This window comes from Winogradskyella thalassocola, from assembly GCF_900099995.1.
Classification (GTDB): domain Bacteria; phylum Bacteroidota; class Bacteroidia; order Flavobacteriales; family Flavobacteriaceae; genus Winogradskyella; species Winogradskyella thalassocola.
Genome location: NZ_FNCZ01000001.1, coordinates 963,220 through 986,010 on the forward strand (window position 1 = coordinate 963,220; position 22,791 = coordinate 986,010).

At 33.3% G+C, this 22,791-nt stretch carries 24 protein-coding genes; 9 read left to right on the plus strand and 15 right to left on the minus strand.

Going from position 1 to position 22,791, the window contains the following annotated elements:
- Window positions 1–18: 18 nt before the first annotated feature.
- Entirely contained in the window at window positions 19–582 is a 564-nt protein-coding gene (locus BLT80_RS04045; protein WP_092466291.1) for a DNA-3-methyladenine glycosylase I, read from the plus strand.
- Here BLT80_RS04045 and aat read toward each other — a convergent pair.
- The 3 genes from aat to BLT80_RS04060 form a co-directional block, all read right to left on the minus strand.
- A complete protein-coding gene (gene aat, locus BLT80_RS04050) occupies window positions 563–1,201 on the minus strand; it encodes a leucyl/phenylalanyl-tRNA--protein transferase (protein WP_092466292.1) in 639 nt (212 codons plus the stop codon). The genes BLT80_RS04045 and aat overlap by 20 nt on opposite strands.
- Window positions 1,202–1,474: 273 nt before the next feature.
- Window positions 1,475–1,849 (minus strand): DUF3127 domain-containing protein, encoded by a 375-nt coding sequence (locus BLT80_RS04055; protein ID WP_092466293.1) that lies wholly within the window; start codon window positions 1,847–1,849, stop codon window positions 1,475–1,477.
- A gap of 45 nt (window positions 1,850–1,894) precedes the next feature.
- Window positions 1,895–2,764, minus strand: a complete 870-nt coding sequence (locus BLT80_RS04060; protein WP_092466294.1) for a flavin reductase family protein — start codon at window positions 2,762–2,764, stop codon at window positions 1,895–1,897.
- A gap of 124 nt (window positions 2,765–2,888) precedes the next feature.
- Between BLT80_RS04060 and BLT80_RS04065 the strand changes: the two genes are divergently transcribed.
- Together BLT80_RS04065 and BLT80_RS04070 are read left to right on the plus strand one after the other, a co-directional pair.
- The gene (locus BLT80_RS04065) at window positions 2,889–4,043 is read left to right on the plus strand and encodes a sensor histidine kinase (protein ID WP_092466295.1); all 1,155 of its coding nucleotides are present in this window, start codon (window positions 2,889–2,891) and stop codon (window positions 4,041–4,043) included.
- A 95-nt stretch (window positions 4,044–4,138) separates the two neighbouring features.
- Entirely contained in the window at window positions 4,139–4,489 is a 351-nt protein-coding gene (locus BLT80_RS04070; RefSeq protein ID WP_092466296.1) for a hypothetical protein, read from the plus strand.
- On the opposite strand, the gene BLT80_RS04075 is transcribed toward BLT80_RS04070, so the two are convergent.
- Complete coding sequence (locus BLT80_RS04075) at window positions 4,490–4,879, minus strand: HIT family protein (protein ID WP_092466297.1); 390 nt, start codon at window positions 4,877–4,879, stop codon at window positions 4,490–4,492. It abuts the gene before it with no gap.
- 203 nt (window positions 4,880–5,082) lie between these two features.
- Entirely contained in the window at window positions 5,083–5,556 is a 474-nt protein-coding gene (gene greA / locus BLT80_RS04080; protein ID WP_092466298.1) for a transcription elongation factor GreA, read from the minus strand.
- Window positions 5,557–5,921: 365 nt separating this feature from the next.
- On the opposite strand from greA, the gene BLT80_RS04085 reads away from it, so the two are divergent.
- Window positions 5,922–6,353 (plus strand): hypothetical protein, encoded by a 432-nt coding sequence (locus BLT80_RS04085; RefSeq protein ID WP_139181009.1) that lies wholly within the window; start codon window positions 5,922–5,924, stop codon window positions 6,351–6,353.
- Here the strand turns inward: BLT80_RS04085 and BLT80_RS04090 are convergent.
- The 8 genes from BLT80_RS04090 to BLT80_RS04125 form a co-directional block, all read right to left on the minus strand.
- Window positions 6,350–8,566: a TonB-dependent receptor gene (locus BLT80_RS04090; protein WP_092466300.1), complete on the minus strand. Its 2,217-nt coding sequence runs from the start codon at window positions 8,564–8,566 to the stop codon at window positions 6,350–6,352. The genes BLT80_RS04085 and BLT80_RS04090 overlap by 4 nt on opposite strands.
- 548 nt (window positions 8,567–9,114) lie before the next feature.
- Complete coding sequence (arfB, locus tag BLT80_RS04095; protein WP_092466301.1) at window positions 9,115–9,519, minus strand: alternative ribosome rescue aminoacyl-tRNA hydrolase ArfB; 405 nt, start codon at window positions 9,517–9,519, stop codon at window positions 9,115–9,117.
- Window positions 9,520–9,521: 2 nt separating this feature from the next.
- A complete protein-coding gene (locus BLT80_RS04100; RefSeq protein ID WP_092466302.1) occupies window positions 9,522–11,078 on the minus strand; it encodes a DUF4301 family protein in 1,557 nt (518 codons plus the stop codon).
- The gene (locus tag BLT80_RS04105; protein WP_092466303.1) at window positions 11,075–11,644 is read right to left on the minus strand and encodes an AAA family ATPase; all 570 of its coding nucleotides are present in this window, start codon (window positions 11,642–11,644) and stop codon (window positions 11,075–11,077) included. The genes BLT80_RS04100 and BLT80_RS04105 overlap by 4 nt, the downstream gene beginning before the upstream one ends.
- Window positions 11,605–12,237, minus strand: a complete 633-nt coding sequence (gene pnuC / locus BLT80_RS04110; RefSeq protein ID WP_092466304.1) for a nicotinamide riboside transporter PnuC — start codon at window positions 12,235–12,237, stop codon at window positions 11,605–11,607. The genes BLT80_RS04105 and pnuC overlap by 40 nt, the downstream gene beginning before the upstream one ends.
- Window positions 12,221–12,481: a hypothetical protein gene (locus tag BLT80_RS04115; RefSeq protein WP_020898157.1), complete on the minus strand. Its 261-nt coding sequence runs from the start codon at window positions 12,479–12,481 to the stop codon at window positions 12,221–12,223. Before BLT80_RS04115 ends, pnuC begins: the two co-directional genes overlap by 17 nt.
- Before the next feature lie 31 nt (window positions 12,482–12,512).
- Window positions 12,513–13,241: a phosphoglycerol geranylgeranyltransferase gene (locus BLT80_RS04120; protein WP_092466305.1), complete on the minus strand. Its 729-nt coding sequence runs from the start codon at window positions 13,239–13,241 to the stop codon at window positions 12,513–12,515.
- Window positions 13,241–13,867 carry a 4'-phosphopantetheinyl transferase family protein gene (locus BLT80_RS04125; RefSeq protein ID WP_092466306.1) on the minus strand — a complete coding sequence of 209 codons (627 nt, stop codon included), beginning with the start codon at window positions 13,865–13,867 and terminating at the stop codon, window positions 13,241–13,243. Before BLT80_RS04125 ends, BLT80_RS04120 begins: the two co-directional genes overlap by 1 nt.
- A gap of 131 nt (window positions 13,868–13,998) precedes the next feature.
- Here BLT80_RS04125 and ahcY point away from each other — a divergent pair, with 131 nt between their 5' ends.
- Both ahcY and BLT80_RS04135 read left to right on the plus strand, forming a co-directional pair.
- Complete coding sequence (ahcY, locus tag BLT80_RS04130; RefSeq protein WP_092466307.1) at window positions 13,999–15,315, plus strand: adenosylhomocysteinase; 1,317 nt, start codon at window positions 13,999–14,001, stop codon at window positions 15,313–15,315.
- A 267-nt stretch (window positions 15,316–15,582) separates the two neighbouring features.
- The gene (locus BLT80_RS04135) at window positions 15,583–16,053 is read left to right on the plus strand and encodes a DUF1569 domain-containing protein (RefSeq protein WP_092466308.1); all 471 of its coding nucleotides are present in this window, start codon (window positions 15,583–15,585) and stop codon (window positions 16,051–16,053) included.
- A 103-nt stretch (window positions 16,054–16,156) separates the two neighbouring features.
- Here the strand turns inward: BLT80_RS04135 and BLT80_RS04140 are convergent, their stop codons facing one another.
- Window positions 16,157–18,286 (minus strand): S46 family peptidase, encoded by a 2,130-nt coding sequence (locus BLT80_RS04140; RefSeq protein ID WP_092466309.1) that lies wholly within the window; start codon window positions 18,284–18,286, stop codon window positions 16,157–16,159.
- A gap of 155 nt (window positions 18,287–18,441) precedes the next feature.
- On the opposite strand from BLT80_RS04140, the gene BLT80_RS04145 reads away from it, so the two are divergent.
- From BLT80_RS04145 to BLT80_RS04155, 3 genes are all read left to right on the plus strand, one after another.
- The gene (locus BLT80_RS04145) at window positions 18,442–19,584 is read left to right on the plus strand and encodes a methionine aminotransferase (protein WP_092466310.1); all 1,143 of its coding nucleotides are present in this window, start codon (window positions 18,442–18,444) and stop codon (window positions 19,582–19,584) included.
- A gap of 54 nt (window positions 19,585–19,638) precedes the next feature.
- On the plus strand, window positions 19,639–20,265 hold the full coding sequence (locus tag BLT80_RS04150; protein ID WP_092466311.1) for a hypothetical protein: 627 nt from the start codon (window positions 19,639–19,641) through the stop codon (window positions 20,263–20,265).
- Window positions 20,266–20,382: 117 nt separating this feature from the next.
- On the plus strand, window positions 20,383–21,165 hold the full coding sequence (locus tag BLT80_RS04155) for an amidohydrolase (RefSeq protein ID WP_092466312.1): 783 nt from the start codon (window positions 20,383–20,385) through the stop codon (window positions 21,163–21,165).
- Here the strand turns inward: BLT80_RS04155 and BLT80_RS04160 are convergent.
- Window positions 21,149–22,759: an Ig-like domain-containing domain gene (locus BLT80_RS04160; protein ID WP_092466313.1), complete on the minus strand. Its 1,611-nt coding sequence runs from the start codon at window positions 22,757–22,759 to the stop codon at window positions 21,149–21,151. The genes BLT80_RS04155 and BLT80_RS04160 overlap by 17 nt on opposite strands.
- Window positions 22,760–22,791 lie beyond the last annotated feature (32 nt).

The following is a 22,791-nucleotide window of genomic DNA, read 5'->3' on the forward strand; positions in this document are numbered from 1 at the left end:
AATAAAACTCCTTACAATATGAATAAAAACAGATGTGGTTGGTGTGTTGGTGATCCCTTATATGAAGCCTATCATGATGAAGAATGGGGAGTTCCTGTCTATGACGATGCTAGGTTATTTGAATTTTTAATTTTAGAAACATTTCAAGCGGGCTTGAGTTGGATCACCGTTTTAAAGAAGCGTGAAAATTTTAGAAAGGCTTTCGATAATTTCGATTATAAGAAAATTGTAAACTATGATGCTTCTAAAATTGAAGACTTATTACAAGATGCTGGAATCATTAGAAATAAACTTAAAGTAAATGCCACAATTACTAATGCGCAGGCTTTTATGAAAATTCAGGAAGAATTTGGGTCATTTTCTAAATACATATGGAATTTTGTAGATGGAACACCGATAAAAAACAAGGTGAAAATCTATAAAGACGCTCCAGCAAATACGCCATTGAGCGATACCATAAGTAAAGATTTAAAGAAGCGTGGATTTAAGTTTGTAGGTTCTACTGTGATTTATGCACAGATGCAAGCTACAGGTATGGTAAATGACCATGAAGTCTCTTGTTTTAGATATCATGAGGTTTAATGTAATTAAGGAATTCTTTTCGTGATATGTTTTTAGCACCTAAACTTTCGAGATGCTTGGTGTGTAACTGACAGTCAATTAATTTGTAATTAGAATTTTGAATAAAGGTTATAAAACCCACTTTGCTAGCATTACTCACTTTAGCAAACATGCTTTCACCACAGAAAACAGACTCGCTAACTTCAATACCATACAAACCACCAACAAGTTCATCATTTTCCCAGACCTCTATAGATTTAGCATAACCGAGCTGATGTAATTTATAGTAAGCATCTACCATGTTATCCGTAATCCAAGTGCCATCTTGGTCATTACGTTTTGCTTGGGCGCAATTCTCTACCACAGCTTTAAACGCTTTGTTTATGGTAACTTTAAATTTCTCTTTTTTAAGCACCTGTCTCATACTTTTAGAGACTTTTAGATCTTCAGGAAACAAAACAAACCGTGGATCTGGAGACCACCAAAGTATAGGTTCCTCATCTTGAAACCATGGAAATATACCTTCAGCATAGGCATGTATTAAACGTGCAGGAGATAAATCACCACCAATAGCGAGAAGTCCATCTGCGGATGCTTCAGATGGATCTGGAAATTCAATTTTATAGGTTAAAAAGTGCATAAATTAAAACGGATATGCTGTTTATACATTTAAAATTAAGACTTTAGCTTTGATGCTAAAAGATTTTTGTAGATATTTGAGTAGACCTTTACATCGTAAATTTTGTTCATCATTGCTTTTATATAAGTTTGTTTGTAAAGGTCAAACCTAAAATCAAAGTACTAAGTCCTGATTAACCATCAGGACTTTTTTAATTTAAGTTAAGATGATAAACAGAAAAAGACCTGTTTTAAATTTAAAACAAGTCTTTTTATATGTATTTAATCTACCTAATTAGAACGGTAAATCGTCGTTGTCACCTTCGTTTAAATCACTAACTGGTTCAAATGCTTCAGTTGGTGGTACTGGAGGCATATCTCCACTTGCAGACGCTTGTACACCTTCAATTCTCCAACCTTGAATAGAGTTAAAGTATTTAGTTTCACCTTGTGGATTCACCCACTCTCTCCCTCTTAAGTTAATATTAATTTTAACTTGCTGACCTTCTTTGTAGCTGTTTAGTAAATCACATTTATCTTGAACAAACTCCACCATAATATGTTGTGGGTATTGCTCTTCTGTAGTCACTACAACTTCTCTTTTTCTAAACCCGTTACTACCAAAAGTTTGAGTCTCACCTACCATTTTAATACGTCCTTGTACTTCCATTTTTGCTTAATCTATAATTTATTATAATACTTAAATATTTTCAGACTACGAAAGTAATAACTTCCAAGCACTTTCTACGTCTCCATAGCTCAAATAATTTTGAGCCAACTTGTGTTTTTCTCTGTGAGATGCCGTTTTTATGTCCGGATAACGCTCACTGATGTCGTCAATAAACTTATTAACATCTTCTGTATTTGGCAAGGCATCAACATTCGCTAACATTCCAATGTTATTGCCTGTTAAAATCATGCTGTTTTTTACATTATTTGGCATATTGTCGACTCCGATGCCTATGGATGCTAGAGGTTTAGGGATTTCAAAAAATCCTTTTTTTGCTCTACTGTAATAACTACCTCCAGCTCTTGCAACTAAATCTAAGGCCTCTTGATTTATGGTTTGGTCAGCGTTTAAAACCTCTTCCGCAATATGAAGTTTTACAACTTCACAGATGACTAAATTTCCTGCACCTCCTTCAGAACCTAACGAAATAATATCGTTTACTTTACATTCTAATTGAATAGGAGATTCTGCAACTCTAAAGGGTTTTACTATATCTGATGGTAGCATGGATAACCCTGCTTTTTCAAATTCATTAGTGCCTTCAGGATATTCTGTACTTGCTAAAGACGCTTGGTGTACCATGTCGTAATTAACCACGTTAATAACCACTTCTTTGGTTGCTTCTACATTGTGTAATGTATGTTTTGTGGTATTATCTCTAACACGTCTCGCAGGCGAAAAAACCAAAATCGGAGGATTAGCGCTAAACACGTTAAAAAAGCTAAATGGTGATAAATTTGGATTACCCTCCGCGTCAACAGTACTAGCAAAAGCGATGGGTCTTGGTGCAACAGCACTTAATAAAAAGCCATGTAAAATACTAGTTGTAAGGTCTTGAGGGTCAAATGAAGCCATGTAGTTTGCTGATTTTGAACAAATATAATTATATTGAGTTGGAGACAAAAGTATTTTGTAGATAACTAAGAACAATAATATCAACAATTTTACATTATATTTAAAAATGATTTAAACCTAACTAATGACTTTTAGCTTCAACCGTAATGTAATCCGTTGGATTATTATAGCTTCATCTTTTATAATTATTTCTCTTATTCTTTGGAATACCTATACCTTTTTTCAAGATTTTAAAGCCGAAGAGCGTTCTAAAATGAAAACGTGGTCTGTGGCTTTAACAGATATTGGAACTATAAAGTCTAATGATGAGGTCAACGAAGTGACCAGTCATGTAATTACGGAAACAATAATTAGTACTCCAGTTATTGTTATTGATAATGATGGGGAACTCAGTACTTCTAGAAATATTGATGAATCTTTATTATCAGATTCTCTTGTAGTAAAAAATCTTGTTGTTCAATTTAAAAGTGAAAACACTCCAATTGAAGTGAATATGGGTACCAAGTCCAAACAATTTATTTATTATGGTAATTCGCCTTTATTAAACAGATTAAAATACTATCCGTTAGCTTTATTACTGATTATTTTGCTCTTTGCAGCGGTTGTCTATTTCTTTTATCGTAGTTCAAAAATTGCAGAACAAAATAAACTATGGACAGGAATGGCAAAGGAAACAGCACATCAAATAGGTACTCCTTTATCGTCGCTTGTGGGTTGGGCAGAAATTTTAAAGACCGAAAATGTAAACCCAGAATATATTATAGAGATAGAAAAAGACATTGACAGGCTTCAAACGATAACGGAACGTTTTAGTAAAATTGGATCTGCACCCACGCTAAAACAAATGGATATCGTTGAGGTAACCAAATCTTCTTATGAGTATTTAAAATCGAGATCATCTAAGTTAATTAATTTTGAAATTGTACTTCCTGAAAGAGAAATTACAGTGAACTTAAATGAACAACTCTTTAGTTGGACGATTGAAAATTTAGTAAAAAATGCCATTGATGCCATGAAAGGTAAAGGGGATTTAAAACTAGAATTAACACAACTTGAAAACAAAGTATTCATTAATATATCTGATACAGGAAAAGGGATCCCGAAATCGTCATTTACTAAAATATTTGAACCTGGTTATACCACTAAAAAGCGAGGCTGGGGACTTGGATTGTCTTTAGCTAAACGAATTGTAGAAGACTACCACAATGGTAAAATAAAAGTATTGAATTCTGAAATTAGAAAAGGAACAACCATACAGATTATGTTGAAACAGATTTAGTTTATTTTGGCTGAGACCCAGCACGTTTTATAATCTTGACACTTCTGAAAAAAACTTTAAAATTGAATTATTAAAATTTTAGTTTAAATTTGAAGATGAATTCTTCGAGATTTTTTACTTTAAAAGAAGCTAGGATAGGTAATAACTGTCCAGAATGCTATTCTAACGATAGTTTGGAACTTACGTTTAAGCAAAAATTAATTGAGACTAAGCTTTATAAGGCAATAACTGACGAAACTGCATGCCAGTTGCTATGTTTAAACTGTGACGTGCAGATTTTTCCAATTCGTTGGACCGATGATATCGAACGTGTCGTGGATTATCACAATAGAGGACTTAAAATCAAACCTAAGTCTACCAAACTAAAATCAATTGCTTGGGGTTTAATTATTTTTAGTGTTGTTGTATTAATAGCAATACTACTATTTGCATTAAAAATAATATAACTATAAATACGACCCTATTTTTTCTGCTAATGCTTCAAACTCTTCAGGTGTTACTTTTTGCTTGTTTGTGAAGCGCGCATCATCCATAGTGTGTAACGGAATTAAATGTACATGTACATGTGGCACTTCTAGCCCAATTACAGACATACCAATACGTTCACATGGTACCGCTTTTTCTAAGGCAATCGCAACACGACGCGAAAATTTCATCAACTCTACATAAGTCGATTCGTCTAAATCAAAAATTTTATTAACCTCTTTTTTAGGAATACAAAGTGTATGGCCTTTAGAGTTTGGGTTAATATCTAAAAACGCAAAGAAATCTTCAGTTTCGGCTACTTTATATGATGTTATTTCACCCGAAATTATTTTTGTGAAGAGTGTTGCCATAAATTATTAGTCTGTTGTTATGATTTATAAATGTCACCTTGAGCGCAATTGAAAGGGCTTTAACAACGAAATGAAAAAGGTTTCAGCGGTATTCAAACTAACGGATAACTGTAATTGATATTTACATAAATATAAAAAGATTCCTTTTAAATAGGAATCTTTTTATCAATAATCTATGAGATTCCTGCGAAAGCAGGAATACATTATCTAGAAATTTCTAGAATATCAAATTTCATGATACCACTTGGCACTTGTATTTCAGCAGTATCTCCTACAGATTTCCCTAATAAACCTTTTCCAATTGGAGAGTTTACTGAGATTTTACCTGTAGCTAAATCGGCTTCGCTTTCAGCTACCAAAGTGTACGTCATTTCCATGCCATTAATTTGGTTCTTAATTTTAACCTTTGATAAAGCTAAAACTTTAGTCAAATCTAATTGCGACTCATCAATAACTCTTGCACCAGATAAAATTTCTTCCATTTTAGAAATTTTCATTTCTAGCATACCTTGTGCTTCTTTCGCAGCATCATATTCTGCATTTTCACTTAAATCGCCTTTGTCTCTAGCTTCTCCAATCGCTTGTGATGCCTTAGGTCGTTCCACATCTTTAAGATGGTTTAACTCTTCTCTTAACTTTTTTAAACCTTCAGCTGTGTAATAAGATACTTTACTCATAATTTAATCGTTTTAATATAACGCATTCTAATAAGCAGATTCTTTATCATTTTTGAGCCTGTCTGAAAATCAGACAGGCTCAAAAATAACTTTAGATATTTTGTGCTTCTTAGAAGTTTGTTATTTTGTAATTATAATGTTAGCATAAAAAAAACCTCGCGCTGACGAGATTACTATGCAAATATATAAAATATTTACGGTATTGTTGAATTAATAGTAAATTGCGCATCAAATTTTGAAGTTAAAATTTAGAAAAAATGTTAATAATTTGAAGGCTAAACAAGAAAGTGAGTGTTGTCGTGGCTTTAGACGATTTTGTTTTTCAATTATCTAAATTTCAAACTATTAAAAAAAAAATTAAACCTGTGAAGAAATTCTTTTTAATACTAAGTTGTATTGTTGTTTTTGGATGTAGCAAAAACGAATCTATTTATAATTGTAACTACTTGCTAGATGTTGGAGTTAATCTCACCGTGAATCTTAATCTTCCTCAGTATAATCAACTTTTGTTCCCAGTAAATGCTGTTAGAGTAGACGGTTATGGTAATAACGGAATTATCCTTGTAAGAACTAATGCAAATTCAATTTTAGCTTGGGATGGTGCAGACCCTAACCATACAGCTTCTTCTTGTTCTAAATTAACAATTGTAGGTTTAAATGCCGTTTGTGGTTGTGAAGATGGTAATGAGTATAGTTTAATTACGGGGACAGCACTAGGCGATAATGCTCAACCCTGTACGTTAAAACCATACAGAGTTGAGCCTACCGGCAATAATAGTTATTTTGTCAGTAATTAGAACTTCAAGGTAACACCTACTAAAAAGTTAGTAGTGGCCTGTGGGTAAAAACCAGCTCCTTCAACAGTTGCAATACTTCCTGGATTAGACCAACTATCATCATACGTGTAATAATAGCCATTAGATACATATTTTACATTGAAAATATTATTTACTAAACCTGAAAATACAATAGCGTCAAATATAGAATCTGTTTTTAAAGTATAATTAATATTAAAATCATTAATAAAATAGCTGTCTAATTTAGAGGATTTAGCTTCTGTGTTACTCATAAATTGTTCGCCAACAAATTTACTTAACAACGACATTTGCAGATTCTCAATAGGTTGAAAAACGATGGCATTGGCAGCGACTAAATCTGGGGAAAATGAAATATCCGTTTTACCTAAGTTCTGTAATTCATCATCAAAAGAAATAATCGTTTCTTTATTTTTATTAGTACTTAGCGTTAAATTAGGCTGTAAGGTCAACTTCAATGTTACCGGAATTATAGCCTCTAGTTCTAAACCTAAACGGTAACTTTTTCCACTATTGGTTCTAATTGGATTTCCTACGTCATCCAATCTTCCAGATAACACTAATTGCTCATTGTAGCTCATGTAATATGCGTTGGCATTAAATGAAAAGTTTCCCTTTTGATGTCTCCAACCTAATTCAAAATCATCTAATTGTTCTGATTCTATGTTTTCATTGCTTTCAAAATCCGTTCGGTTTGGCTCTCTGTTGGCTCTAGCATACGAAAAGTATAGATCATTACCAGTATTTAATGAATAGGTAATTCCTGCCTTTGGGTTAAAAAACGTAAAATCTTTATCTATTGCAAATTCTACAAGATCAGACGTTGTACCAGTCGTTTTATAAGTAACATTTCTAACTTGTAAATCTCCGTATAAACTTATTTTTTCGTTGAGTCTGTAATTGGCTTTAGTGAACATAGATAAATCGTTTTTTATACTATTTCCATCATAATAACGGTCTCTAATTTCAGTTTGACTGGCGTATTCTGCCCAAATTACTTCACCAAAATGATCACCATCATAATGACTAAAAGAACTTCCAAAAATTAAATTAAGATTATCGTCTTTATAGCTAGCGTTAGCATTGATAACATAAAAATTATTATCTAACCAACGTCTTCTAATTAAATCGGTTTCATTAATTATGTCACCATTGAAGTCTAATGGGTCTAAACCATAATCGTCAAATCCTTCGTCTTCTTTGTATTGTTCAAAATACCCTTGACCTTTAGTATAGTTTAAGCCTAATGTGGTTGACCATTGGTTGTCGTAACGCTGATTCCAATGTAGTTGGTAATGATCTTGACTGTAATTATCGACTTCATTATCATAAAATTGAGGATCACCATTATTATCCGTGTATTCACCTGCAGTATTATACGTACGGTCGTCTTCTAGTTTATCTAAATCTTCTAATCCATTCCAAGCCTGATATGTGACTTCCTTACCACCAAAAGTTATGGCTTTAATTAAGGTGTTGTCATCGACATAAGACCCTTGTAAAAAATAGGATTTTAAATCGGCCGAAGCACGATCGATATAACCATCTGAAACAATATTAGATAAACGACCGGCGATTTCAATATGGTCATTCATAAGACCCGTACTGAATTTTACGGTATGTTTTCTAGTGTTATAACTTCCAAATGAATTAGAAATTTCGCCTGAAGCATCTTTTGAAATTGCATCGGTAAGGACATTAATACTAGCTCCAAAAGCACCAGACCCATTGGTAGAGGTCCCCACGCCACGTTGTAATTGAAGACTTTCTGTAGAAGACGCAAAATCTCCTAAATTAACCCAAAACGTTCCTAAAGATTCCGCATCATTATACGGAATACCGTTTATAGTAATATTGGTAGATTGTGAGCTTACACCACGAACTCTAATGCCAGTGTAACCAATTCCTGCACCCGCATCTGTAGTTGTTACTACCGAAGGTAAGAAGTTCAATAACATCGGAATGTCTTGCCCTAAATTTCGTTTAGCTAAAGCTTCTTTGGTAACATTAGAATGTGTAATTGGCGATTTAGCATCGACTCTTACGGCTCTTACTAGAACTTCGTCTAGTTTTTCAACTTTGGTTGAATCTTGTTGTTTTTCTTGTCCATAAGCTGAACAAATACCTAAAAATGCAATTGAAAGTGTTAATCTCTGCCTACTTTTTTTTGAGAGATTGTTGAATAAAATTTTCATACGACTATAGTATTATAATCGAATAAAAAGAGGTCATTATTCTTGGTTAATAATTAATTATTGTGAGCATAATGCTTATACGATAGTTAAATATTGCTTTTTTTCTTTTTGAAATTGTTCGTGTATAATTAAATTATAACAAATCAAAATTCAGAAGTGAAAAAACAATAATTGATAACCTTATCGCACTCGCTAAAAATGTCCACTGGACATTTTCTTACGCTCGTTTCCTAAACAGCATTACCTGTTCTAGGTTCAATGGGTATGATCTCAGCCGATATTAGGCACCCCTTTATTGAGAACGCGGCAAAGATATAACGGATTTTAGAATTACGAATTATGAATGTGGAATTTTTTTAGTTTGGCACAAAGATGCTAGAAGTAGATGCAAAGGTTCAAACAGTTATAAGGTGTTTTCTCGCAAAGACGCAGAGTCGCAAAGAATAATCACATAGCGTTGCGACTCTGAGCCTTATTATGAGCACATTGGAATTTGTTTATTTTAATTTTGGAATTTATTCAAGCGTTGGTGGCTTCCGATTTGCTTTTTATTCAAGCGTTGGTGGCTTCCGATTTGCTTTTTTATCAGCATTAATGCGTTTTACTTTTAAACGTTTTCGCTTTACTGATCTTGGAACTCTAGTTGAAATTCGTTTTTTTTCTTCCTTTAAGCCTTCTTGAATTAATTCTAAAAATCGCTGCGTAACTAAAGCTTTGTTTCTAAATTGACTTCGACTTTCGTCACAGGCTAGAATTAAAACACCATCTTTGGTTAAACGATTATTGAAAAATTCGGAAAGCTTTTGTTTTTCCTGATCGTTAAAAACAGATGAGTTGCTAAGATCGAAGTACAATTCAGCTTTTGAAGATACCTTATTTACATGTTGCCCTCCGCTTCCTGAGCTTCGGACGTATTTGTAGTTTATTTCAGATTTAAGTAAGGTTACATCCACTATTATTTAATTTGATGTGGTGATTTTAATAAATCGTTTACTGTCTTTACTGGATTAAACGTAATGATTGGAACTTCAACAAAAATAGTACTCCAATGCGCCATACTTCCGTTCCAAAGTCCAGGTAATTCTAATGCTTTTAAGTCCCTACCGTTTTTGGTTTTCTCGGTTATAAAAGCGGCGTTATGGTCTACATAATTTTCTAAATCGAATTTCTCACCTTTATAATTTTTTACACCACAGACTAAGTCCACTGGATTAAAGTGCGTAGCATTTTTAAGAATGTCTTCTTGTTTTGGATCTTTTAAATTGATTTGTGCCGACTCTACAATTTGAAGTGATTGATTAGATTTATGATCTTTTACCCAAAACGGACCACCGCCAGGTTCACCTTCGTTCTTAACCATACCACATACACGAATTGGTCGGTTTAATTTTTCTTTTAAATATTCAATCTTATAACGATCGGTATATTTTTTATATTCATCGGATATTTTGATACTTAGTTTGTGCGTTAAGAAATTCTCTACCGAGACCAACGTACCTTCATTAACCTGTTCTGAATCTAATTCGTGTAAATATTCGAACGCTTTATTTTGTAATTCGATTAAGATGCCTGCTAGTACCTTTTTGTATTTTGCCAGTTCATCTTTGTATTTGTAAACGACAACATTATCAATATTCTTAACGAAAATGATATCAGCTTCTAAGGCATTTAAATTCTTTAATAAAGCACCATGCCCTGATGGTCTAAACAACAACGAACCGTCTGCTTCTCTAAAGGGCCTATTCTTAAGTGTTACAGCAATAGTATCGGTTGATTGTTGTTGAAATGAGAACGATATGTCGAATTCTACTCCTGTGTTTTCTTCAACTTGGTTTTGAATATTCTTAAATTCCTTGGTAAACTTATTCTCATAAACTTCAGAAATTGTAAAGTGAAGTTTGGCTAGTCCATTGCTTGAAGCATACATTGCTGCTTCATATAAATGTTCTTCAAATGCCGTAGAAATATGGTTGTTTTTATAATCATGAAAAGGAAGTAATCCTTTAGGTTGATTTCCAAAGTTGAGTTGATTTTCATCTAACATAGCCTTTGCAAAATGCCAAACCTTTTCTTGATTAGATAAGTTTTCATAATCTATTCCATTAGATTTTAATAATTCTAATATCTGGTTATAAAATGGAAACTTCTCTAAACCGACCATAAATAAGGATAGCTCTCTGAGGTTGTTTTTATTTATATATGAATTTAGAGATTGCTCATTGGAATTGTATTCACTAACAAATTTGAACAAAAATTTGAACATTCGTGTTGCTGCTCCAGAAGCTGGTACAAACTTTAATAACGATTTTTTATCCTTCTCATTTTCAAATAGTGAAACATACGCTTGAATATTAGAATCGTTTAAAGGCATAATCCCATTATTCAATGTAGCAGCATCTGAAACATTTGTAAAAGGAATTCCGGTTTCAAAAATCTCGATTTGTTTTTTAATTCCTGTTAAAGTTAAATCGTTAGATTCTATTTGGTAGATGTCGTTTTCAGTAAAACTCATGTCTTGTTCATTAATAAGTTATCAATATGCTTAACAGCTAGTTCTAGTCGTTCTTTTTTATTCCCTTTTAAAAGTATATAAGGTTTATTATAGGTTTTTAAAGCGGATTCGAAAGCATTAAACATACGTTCGCGTTCATTGGGTTTGTCTCTTAGGTCGTCATCTTCCCAAGGTGTGTCAATATAGGTTAAAAAGTAAAGATGGTAAAAATTTTTTAGAGCATATGTATTTAAAATAGGGTCACATGCACCATCGTAATAGGCTTCGCTATAGACCTTAGTTTCTAATAAATCTGTATCACAAATTAAAACTGAGTTTGTTTTTTGTGCCAATTCGTTTTCAAGTTTCATTTGCCCAATTGCAATTGGAAGTATGTCTTTGGGTTCGCAAATTTTACGTTCATTATCCCACTTATCTTGAAGATACGCACGTGAAAATTCTGGTACCCAAACGGTATTATAATGTTTAGCTAGCTGTCTAGAAAGGGTTGTTTTTCCAGTGGATTCAGGCCCAAACAAAACTACTTTTATGCAGTTTGAAGGTTGTTGTTTAAGTTCTTTTTCCATGCTAAATAACCAAATATTGCTATAACTGTAAATCCTAAATATTGAAAACTTGTGAATGTAAAGCCTTTATAGAAATATAAAGGTACAGAAATCACATCTCCAATAATCCAAAAGATCCAATTTTCTAATTTTCGTCTTGCCATTAACCACATGCCTACAAAAAATATCGCTGTTGTTATGGTATCGACATAGGCTACCCAACCATTCCACTTATCAAATGTTTTATAAACAACGAATACAAAAACTAGGGTTGCGATAAATATGGAGAGACTTATTTTTTTTTCTTCTGTCGTGGTTTTTGATATTTGAGTAACATGTGTGGCATCTATTTTACGTGTCCATATATACCATCCGTAAACACTCATACAAAAGTAGTAAGCATTAATCATCATGTCTCCAAGAAGTTCCCACTTTAACAATAGGTAAACAAAAATGAAGGTACTTATCATTCCTGTTGGAAAAACAAGAAGTTTATTTTGTTTAGAATACCAAACCGATAAAAAACCAAAAATAACGGCTACGATTTCTAAAACAATATCTGTAGTTTCGTAACCAGAATATTGCGAGAAAAGAAAATCAAAAATGTGGTTCATAATCGCTACGGTCTGTTTTTACAATTTTCATTTGTAATACGGCAATATCTATTTCTGAAAATGAACGTTTTATTTCTTGCGTTAAAAACGGCATTAATGTATCATAATCCCCATAAATTTGAGTACTCAAGGGATTTTCTAAAACCGTGAATTCTGAAGCTCGTAAGTGTTTTATAAAATCAATAATATGAGGCTCGTAATCGTCTTTTAATGGTGATAATTGTAATTCGATAGATATTTTCATTGTAGTATCTTAACTAATATTAGTTGCGTATTTACGGTTTCTTCAATTTCTTAAAAAAGGTCTCGTCATCTTCAAAAGCAGTTCCAATAACAACTAAATCGGCTCCAGCATTATAAGCGGAATCTAATGCCATTTTAGTTTTAATACCTCCACCAACAATTAAAGGGATATTTAGTTGACGCTTAACTTCAGAAATAATATGAGATTCAATAGGGTGTGTGGCTCCGCTACCGGCTTCGAGATATATAAGTTTCATACCTAATAATTCGCCAGCTTTAGCGGTATCTTTTATAAGTTGAATGTCACTTCGTTTAATCGGTTTTGTTTCACTAACACGTTGAACAGCGGTTTCTTTTCCGTTTTCTATAAGTACATAGCCTGTTGCAATAATTTCAAGATTAGTTTTGGCTAATTTTGAAACGGCTTCTACTTGCTTTCCTATTAAATAATCAGGATTTCGTCCAGAAATTAAAGATAAAAATAAAATGCCATCCGCTTTATCTGTTATTTGAATGACATCTCCAGGAAACAATATTATAGGAAGTTCCGTGTATTTTTTTAATTCGATGATCAAAGTTTCAGTTAAACCGTCATCAACTTCACTGCCTCCAACAAAAATATGTGTAGCGATAGATTGGTTGACTTTAGCTATAAAACTTGAAACGGTTTCAATCCTCATCTTATCAGGATCTATTAAAACAGCTAATTGTTTAATGCCTTTATCTGCAGTGTCGATTATATTTTTAAGGAGATTATTCATTATGGAACGACATAAGCACAAGTAAAGCCTTCAAATTCTAAAAATGCAGTGTTATATCTGTACTTTTTATTCTTATAATCTATCCAAGCCACAGTCGCTCCATCCTTTAACATAAACGGAATTACTAGAAAATGTTCTTTAAACAGCATGCCTGGAGTGGCAAAAAGCTTGTAAAGGGATTCCTTAATTCCCCAAATGACGGTAAGTCTATTAATGTAATCTTCGTCCGTAGGTTTTACATAATTAGATTCGTAATCGACAAATTTATGAGCAATGACTCCTATTTTTTCACGTTGCTTTTCAATATCAATTCCGACTTTATTATCACTAATAATAACACCAGAAAATGTAAAGGAATGGGTTATAGAAATGTGTTTTCCATCCTTTAAATGTGGTTTCCCATTGTCGTCATAATATAAATCTTGGTCTGTATAGCCAAACTCGTGTAGCAAATGTCTAACGCTCAAAAATCCGCGTTGATGAAGCTCACTTTTCATGCCTAAAACACGTTGTAAACTTTGTGGTTTTAAATCTAAAGGCTGAAATAGAGCATCATAAGATTCTTCAATCTTCCAGATTTTAACAGTAGTTTGTGAATTTACACTAATGGATTTGTATAGTGGCATTTAGAATTCTGAATGTTATTGATTACCTTTGCGTCGCCTTAGACAGATTTAGCATTTTTTAGATAAGCGAATTTAACTATTTAAGTGTTAAACCCAAAGGTGTTTTAAAATATAAAAACAAAGAAAAGAATATGAGTAATAAAACAGTTGCTTACGTACCTAACAAGGTAAAAGATATGTCGCTTGCGGCTTGGGGAAGAAAAGAAATAAATTTAGCTGAAGCAGAAATGCCAGGTTTAATGAGTTTACGTGAAGAATATAAAAACGAGCAGCCTTTAAAAGGAGCGCGAATTGCTGGATGTCTACACATGACGATTCAAACAGCAGTTTTAATAGAAACATTACAAGCTTTAGGTGCTGAGGTAACTTGGAGTTCTTGTAATATTTTTTCTACGCAAGATCAAGCTGCTGCTGCAATTGCTGCTGCAGGAACTGCGGTTTATGCATGGAAAGGACTAACAGAAGAAGAATTTGATTGGTGTATTGAACAAACATTATTCTTTGGTGAAGATCGTAAGCCATTAAACATGATTTTAGATGATGGTGGTGACTTAACGAATATGGTTTTAGATAAGTACCCTGAGTTATCTGAAGGTATAAAAGGTTTATCTGAAGAAACAACGACTGGAGTTCACAGATTATACGAACGTGTTAAGAATGGTACTTTAACAATGCCAGCAATTAACGTGAATGATTCTGTAACTAAATCTAAGTTCGATAATAAATACGGTTGTAAAGAATCTGCAGTAGATGCCATTCGTCGCGCAACAGATATTATGTTAGCTGGTAAACGTGTAACGGTTTGTGGTTATGGTGATGTTGGTAAAGGTACAGCGGCTTCTTTTAAAGGTGCAGGTTCTATTGTTACTGTTACTGAAATTGACCCGATTTGTGCTTTACAAGCTGCAATGGACGGTTTTGAAGTTAAGAAATTAGAAACCGTTGTTGGTAATTCTGATATTATTATCACAACAACAGGAAATAAAGATATCGTACGTGCTGAGCATTTTGAAGCAATGAAAGACAAAGTAATTGTAGCAAATATTGGTCACTTTGATAACGAAATTCAAGTAGGTTGGTTAAACGAGAAACATGGTGCTACTAAAGATACCATAAAGCCTCAAGTAGACAAATACAACATCAACGGAAAAGATATTATTTTACTTGCCGAAGGTCGTTTAGTAAACTTAGGTTGTGCAACTGGTCATCCTAGTTTTGTAATGAGTAACTCATTTACAAACCAGACTTTAGCACAAATTGAACTTTGGAAAAATAGTGCAGCGTATAAAAACGATGTATATATGCTACCAAAGCATTTAGATGAAAAAGTAGCAAAATTACACTTAGAAAAAATTGGTGTTGAGTTAACTGAATTGGCAGAATACCAAGCTGATTATATTGGTGTAAAAGTTGAAGGGCCTTATAAGCCTGAGCATTACAGATACTAATCTAAGAATGTCATTGCGAGGCGCTTTATAGCGACGTGGCAATCTCATTAATAGAAACTGAATTTTAAAAATCCCAAGCATTCGTGTTTGGGGTTTTTTTATTTGGGCAATTTTAATTTGGTTTTTAGCACCAAATTAAACCATGCTTTTCACTATATCTTTTTCTCGTGCCTCAAAAAAGGATGCCGTTTCAATCGTTAGTGCATTTGACAAAACAAACTTTTTAGCCAGATTCATTTTAATTACCTTTCAACAAAATAAATTTAAATGAAAAAGTTAGATATTACAGTTTTACAAAATGCATTAAGCCAAATTGAAGGTTATATTCCACAACGTGAAATTTTAAATACTAATGTTTCAAAAGCGACTGTAGCATGGCATTTAGATCATAGCTTAAAAGTGATTAACGCCGTGGTGACAACAATGCAGAATTCAGATCCAGCTTTGTATAAGGATAATTTTAGTTTTTTGGGTAAGTTGTTATTGAAATTTGGATTCTTTCCAAGGGGAAAAGCGAAAGCACCAAAATATGTAACACCACCTGAAGTCATTTTAGAGGATGATATTATTTTACAATTAGCAGAAGCGAGAACGAATATTAAAACGATATCCAATTTAGACGATAACGCTTATTTTAAACATCCCTTATTTGGGAATATTAATAAATATAGAGTAGTACAGTTTTTGGATGCACACACCAATCATCATTTAAAAATTGTAAAGAGTATAGTGAAGTAACTCTATTACGCATCTGAAAGCAAAAAAGCCCTCACGAGTTCTAAAAACTTACGAGGGCTTTTTTAATATACTGGCGACTGCCAACTGAAGACTAAAGAACTGCTTACTTCTTTTTACGCTTTCTTTTCTTCTTTTTCTTAGAACTATTGGTCTTAGGATGCACCAATTCCATTTCATCAATCAGATGTTTTGCTCCAGCATATTTGTCGACAATAAAAAGGACATAACGTAAATCTACCATAATGTTTCGGCAAATTTCTGGATCGTAATTCATGTCACTCATGGTCCCTTCCCAAACTCTGTCGAAGTTTAATCCGACTAAATTTCCGTGCGCATCAATTGCAGGACTTCCAGAGTTTCCACCTGTAGTGTGGTTAGTTCCTAAAAAGCAAACAGGTACTTTTCCGTTACTGTCTGCATATTGTCCGTAGTCTTTAGCTTCATATAATTCAATTAATTTTTGAGGCACATCAAATTCGTAATCACCTGGAATATACTTTTCAATAACACCATCTAAATAACTTACGGGCTCGTAATAGACCGCGTCTCTTGGAGAATACCCTCTTACTTGACCGTAAGTAACACGAAGTGTACTATTAGCATCCGGAAAATAACGCTCATTAGGCAAAGCTTCCATAAGTGCCGTCATGTACTTAGTTTGTAAAGCCGTTATGGGTTCGTTTTTTTGTAAATATTCAGGATTAAGCGTGTCAAAAAACTCAGCAATTATAGGTTTTGCATAGGCATAGGCAGCATCGTTATTTAGATTTTTAATTACGGTTTCGGCATCGCCTTCTAATAATTGTAAAGCCGATTCTAAATTGGTAAACGCTGTTTTATCGTAAATTGATGCATCCACAAATTTTCCATATAAAGGCATTACATTTTCGTACACACCTTTATCTAAATCTACATCATAATTTTTATGAATACCTTGTAACTGACCAGTTAAAACTTCTTTTCCTCTTTCTAGATTCTCAGAGTTGGCTATTAGAGCTTGCTCAACTTGATACGCTCTAAAGGTCATTTGCATTAATTCATTGGTGGTTAAGAAGACCTCTATAAAGTTTCTACGCTTAATATTTATAGGTGCAAAACCTTTATAAAGTCTGTCGAATTCTGGAAGAATGTTTCCGTATTTGTCTTCTAGTCCTTTTTCTTTTAAAGCCTTGGTGAATGTGGCTTCAAATTCGCGACGTTTTTCAACGGCATTACTTTTTTCGATTCCTAAATTTTCACCAATCCATCGTTTCCAAGAGTTAGCAATTCGTGCTTGTTTAGAGGCGTATTTAATTCTCACGGCGTCACTTTCTTTCATTTTTTGATCAATGACTTTTAAGGCCGCTTCACGAATCGCAATGTTCGTAGGGTTGTAATCTTTTGTGATATGTTCTATCGCAACAGCTGGTAAATATTCGCTAGTCGTTCCAGGGAAACCAAAAACCATAGTGAAATCACCTTCTTCAACACCATCTAAAGAGATTGGTAAAAAATGTTTTGGCTTGTACGGTTTGTTGTCTTTGCTGTATTTTGCCGGACGATTATTAGCGTCTGCATAAATTCTGAATAACGAAAAATCACCAGTATGTCTAGGGAAAACCCAGTTGTCGGTATCGCTTCCAAATTTACCAATACTAGTTGGAGGTGTTCCCACCAAACGGATATCATCAAAACGTTCTGTTACAAATAAGAAGTATTGATTTCCCTCATAAAAGGCTTTTGTTTTTACATCTTGCCACGATTCTTTTGGCCAAGTTTTTAGTGCTGCATTACTGTTTTTAGAAATTAAAGATTGCTTTTCAGTTTCCGTCATAGTATCCGTAATACCTTTTAAAACCACTTCAGATACATCGTGAATACTTACTATAAATTCAATGAATAAACCTTCGTTTGGTAATTCTTCATCTAAATTCATGGCCCAAAATCCATCTTTTAAATAGTCATTTTCTAAAGACGAATGGGATTGAATTTGACTATAACCACAGTGGTGATTGGTCAGTACTAAACCTTGGTCTGAAATCACCTCACTAGTACAACCACCATTAAAATGACCAATGGCGTCTTTTAAACTAGAATTATTGACATCGTAGATATCTTGAGCCGTTAATTTACTGCCCAAACTTTGCATTTCATCTTCATTCATACCTTCTAAAAGTGAAGGAATCCACATGCCACCTTGTTGGGCAGAAGCTTGAAAAACAACGAAAAGAAAAAGAATTTTTAAAAAGCGCATAGTTAATATTTTATTAGTTTTTGTAAAGATAGAAAAGCTTGTTTTATATCTTTAATGTTTTAGTGGATAAAGACTTCTTTTTTATGAAACGCGCATGTTAAAGTTTGTTAGTAGCGAACAACATGTAACAGTTGAAAAACAATACCTATAAACCCATGAATATTACTTCAAAATTACCCAACGTTGGTACCACCATTTTTATTGTAATGAGTGCTTTGGCTAAAGAGCATCATGCCATAAACCTGTCGCAAGGCTTTCCTAATTATCCAAGTTCTCAAAAGTTGAATGATTTGGTTACGAATGCCATGAATAATGGGTATAACCAATATGCACCAATGGCTGGTAATTTGGATTTGCGTTTAGCGATTGCTCACAAATATCAATTACTCTATAAAAGCACCTATCATCCTGAAAAAGAAATTACAGTTACAGCAGGTGCAACTCAAGCCATTTACACAATTATTTCAGCTTTTATAAGACGAAATGATGAGGTAATTATGTTTAAGCCCGCTTACGATTGTTACGAGCCAGCGGTTGAAATTAATGGAGGGAAAACGATACCTGTTCAACTATCGGCTCCAAATTATAAGGTGAATTGGGACAAAGTGGCTTCAAAAATTTCGTCTCAAACAAAAATGATTATTATCAATTCGCCTCATAATCCAAGTGGCACTATTTGGTCTAAAGACGATATGCTTCAACTTCAAAAATTAACCAGAAACACCGATATTATTATATTGAGTGATGAGGTTTACGAACATATTGTGTTTGATGACGCACAACATCAAAGCGCGTGTTTATTTGAAGATTTAAAACAACGCAGTTTTATATGCGCTTCCTTCGGAAAGACATTTCATAACACAGGATGGAAAATTGGCTATTGTTGTGCAACAGAAGCGTTAATGGTAGAATTTAGAAAAGTGCATCAGTTTAATGTGTTTTCGGTTCATCATCCGTCGCAAAAAGGAATTGCCGATTATATGCAAGACCCAGAAACGTACTTAGGATTAAATACTTTTTTTCAGCGGAAGCGTGATTTGTTTTTGAGTTTAATTTCAGAATCTAGATTTAAATTTCAACCGTCACAAGGGACTTATTTTCAGGTGTTAGATTATAGTGAAATAACAGATGAATCGGATGTAGATTTTGCAAAACGATTAACCGTAGATTTTAAATTAGCTTCAATTCCACTTTCGGTATTTAATACTAACAATCAAGACGATAAAGTGTTGCGATTTTGTTTTGCGAAAACGGATGAGACTTTGGTTAAAGCTGCAGAAATTTTATCAAAAATTTAAGTTACCTTTAGTATAATTCTGTGTCATAAGCTTGAACATTTAAAATATAAAACCATGAAATATTATATTATCTTATTATTCTTAAGCTTGTCACTTACCAGCTTTGCACAAGAAGTGACTAAAGACGGAAAAATTTATGAAGTTAAAAAAGAGAAAATCTTTTTAAATGGGGAAGATGTTACAGAAACATTAACTCTCGAAGAAAAAGCAGTTATTTTTAAAGAAGCTGCTGTGATTGCAGAAAAACTTAAAACCGAAGCCGCAGCAAAATTGGAAGCAGCAAAAGCCAAAGAGGTTGAAGCAAAAGCAAAATTAGCAGCAGAAACAGCAAAAGCTGATGCAGTGAAATCTGAAAAAGCAGCTGCAAAGCTTAAGAAGGAAGAAGAAAAGGCTGTAAAGGAAAAGGAGAAAGCGGCTAAAATGTTAGAGAAGGAAAAATCGGATGCTGAAAAAGCGCAGAAGAAAGCAGAAAAAGCTCAGAAAAAGGCAGAAAAGGCATTAAAGAAAAAAGAAAAGCTTCAAAAGAATTTTGAGAAAGCTGAAAGCAATTTGAGCAAATCACAGAAAAAATATGAAAAGCTAAAAAGAAAAGGTAAACTATCGCCTCAAGATGAAATTAAGTGGCTTGATAAACTAGAGAAGCTTACGGATAAAGTAGTTAAAACAAAAAGTAAATTATAGAATTTCTATTTCGTTAATGTATTAGAGCAATTTAAAAAGCAGATAGGCTATCGTGTCTGCTTTTTAGGTTGCTTTTTTTTATATCTTTTTTTGAATTCAAATTTGTAATTTTAAGCTATGAATAAAGATTTGAAAGTTGCGATTATTCAAACTGATTTAGTTTGGGAAAATCCGGAAGAAAACCGACGTGTTTTAAACGATAAGATAAATGCTATATCAACAAACGTTGATCTTATTGTGTTACCAGAAATGTTTACATCTGGATTTACAATGAATCCTGTGTTGGTTGCCGAAACTATGGATGGTGACACCATAACTTGGTTAAAGGAAAAAGCAAAAGAAAAAGAGGCCGTTATTATGGGGAGTCTTGTGATTTCTGAAAATAACAACTTCTATAATCGTATGGTTTGCGTGGAGCCTTCTGGTGTAATTACAACCTACGATAAGCGCCATACCTTTACGTTAGCAGGCGAACACAACGTTTATACAGCCGGAACGGAGAAAGTGATGTTTAACTATAAAGGTTGGAAAATTTGTCCGTTGGTATGCTACGATCTACGTTTCCCGGTTTGGGCTAGAAATGCTGAAGATTACGACCTTTTAATTTATGTGGCCAATTGGCCTAAAGTACGGATCAATGCTTGGGATGCTTTACTAAAAGCAAGAGCCATTGAGAATATGACCTATTGTATTGGTGTAAATAGAGTAGGATTAGATGGCAATAACCATGAATATTCTGGACACTCGGCAGCTTTTGATGTTTTAGGAAACAGAATGGATAATTTATCCGAAAACGAAGATGCTATAGCAATTGTAGTTTTAGAAAAAGATACAATTACTAAATACAGAGAAAAATTGAATTTTTTAAACGACAGAGACGACTTTAATCTAAAAGTATAAATTCTTCAACAAAATCAAAATTAGAGCGAACCTCCTCTATGGGTTCTGAGTAACTAACCCGTTCGGGTTGGATGCCTAATAAGAAATTACCGGTATCATATTTTCCATTTCCATTAGTGTCAAAAATAGCACGTAGCTTGTATTTTCTAGGAACTAAATTTCTAAAATCCACAACAGGCGAATCTTTAGCATAACGCTCATACATTACATCACCTTTTTCATTGACCAATTGTACAATTAATGGGAATTTAGCATTTCTAATGTTGACTCTTATATTTCCATATTCAGATTTCATTTTGGTTCTAATAGAATAATTTAATGTATCTATATTAGTGCCATCATAGAAATCGGTAAATGTACCTGGAAGCATGGTGAAGCTGTATTTCTGACCCTCTTGTTTATCAATTGGAAATTTATAAGTATTAAAAATAGAATCGTATTCTACTTTTAAGGGTACTGCTAAAGAATCTTTGTCTATGATTCTAATTTTTGTTGTGTCAATTTTAATTAAGGGAATATTGGATTCCATTGTAAAATCCTCATTAAAATTCAATATACCTTGTGCAGTAGGTTTAAGAGTTAAAGAATCTCCTTTTATGGTTCTAAAACGATGTTTAAAGGTGTCAATTTGTTTGTCGTTGGTTACAATAAAGAATGTGGTATCGATTTCAAATTTTGGTTTATACCAATAGTATAAGGTATCCGTTTTTGGATCTTTTACAATTCGGGTTTTGTAACCCTCAGGTGTATCTCCAAGTACTTTAATTCGCATGGATTCATAATCACCTTCATATGGGAAAATAATACGTGTTTCACCATCTTGAGAAGGTTTAACCGCTTTGTAATTTACCTTTTCATTAAAAAGCTTCAGTTTGTAAGAGTCATCTGTTGGTACAGTAATAAAATCTTCTTTAAAACCTATTTTATCATTTTTCTGATTGAACATGTAATTTGAGTTCTTGTCCTTTAATGCAATCAGTTTATAAGTTCCTGCTTTAATATTTTCAATATTAAAACTTGTCAGACTATCAAGTGTATTAGTAATATATCTTGGTTTTTGTTTGAACACTATTGAATCGGTATATGTAGAATCAACCTCATACAACATTACTGAAATAAAGGTGTCTGGTTCTTCTTTTAAAGCATCTACAACATAACCTTTTACGGATAATGAATCAATAACATTTCCTGTGGAAAACACATAACGATAATAAGGATAAGGGTTTTCTTCGTTATAGTCTACAATACTTTCTCCAAAATTAAAAGCATAAGTCGTATTGGCTTCTAAAGTGTCTTGAATTTTAATTGAAATGTAATCACTTGCTCCACTCATTGGTGTTACAATAGGATCTGTATCCATAGGAGGCGAAACAATAAGTTGTTTTCTCAAGTCCTTTATTTTAACGTATTCATTAAAATAAATTTTAATCTCATCTCCTTTAAAGTTCGTTGAGAAATTTTCGGGTACAGAGCGGGTTATTTCTGGTGGTAAAAGATCCTTTTCTCCACCTGAAGGCATGCCTCGGTTAGCACAACTAACAATAGCTACTGTAATAAAAATCAGAATTAAAATTCGCATTAAATATAAACGCATCTACTCAAAATAATTTAGCACAAAGAAACAAT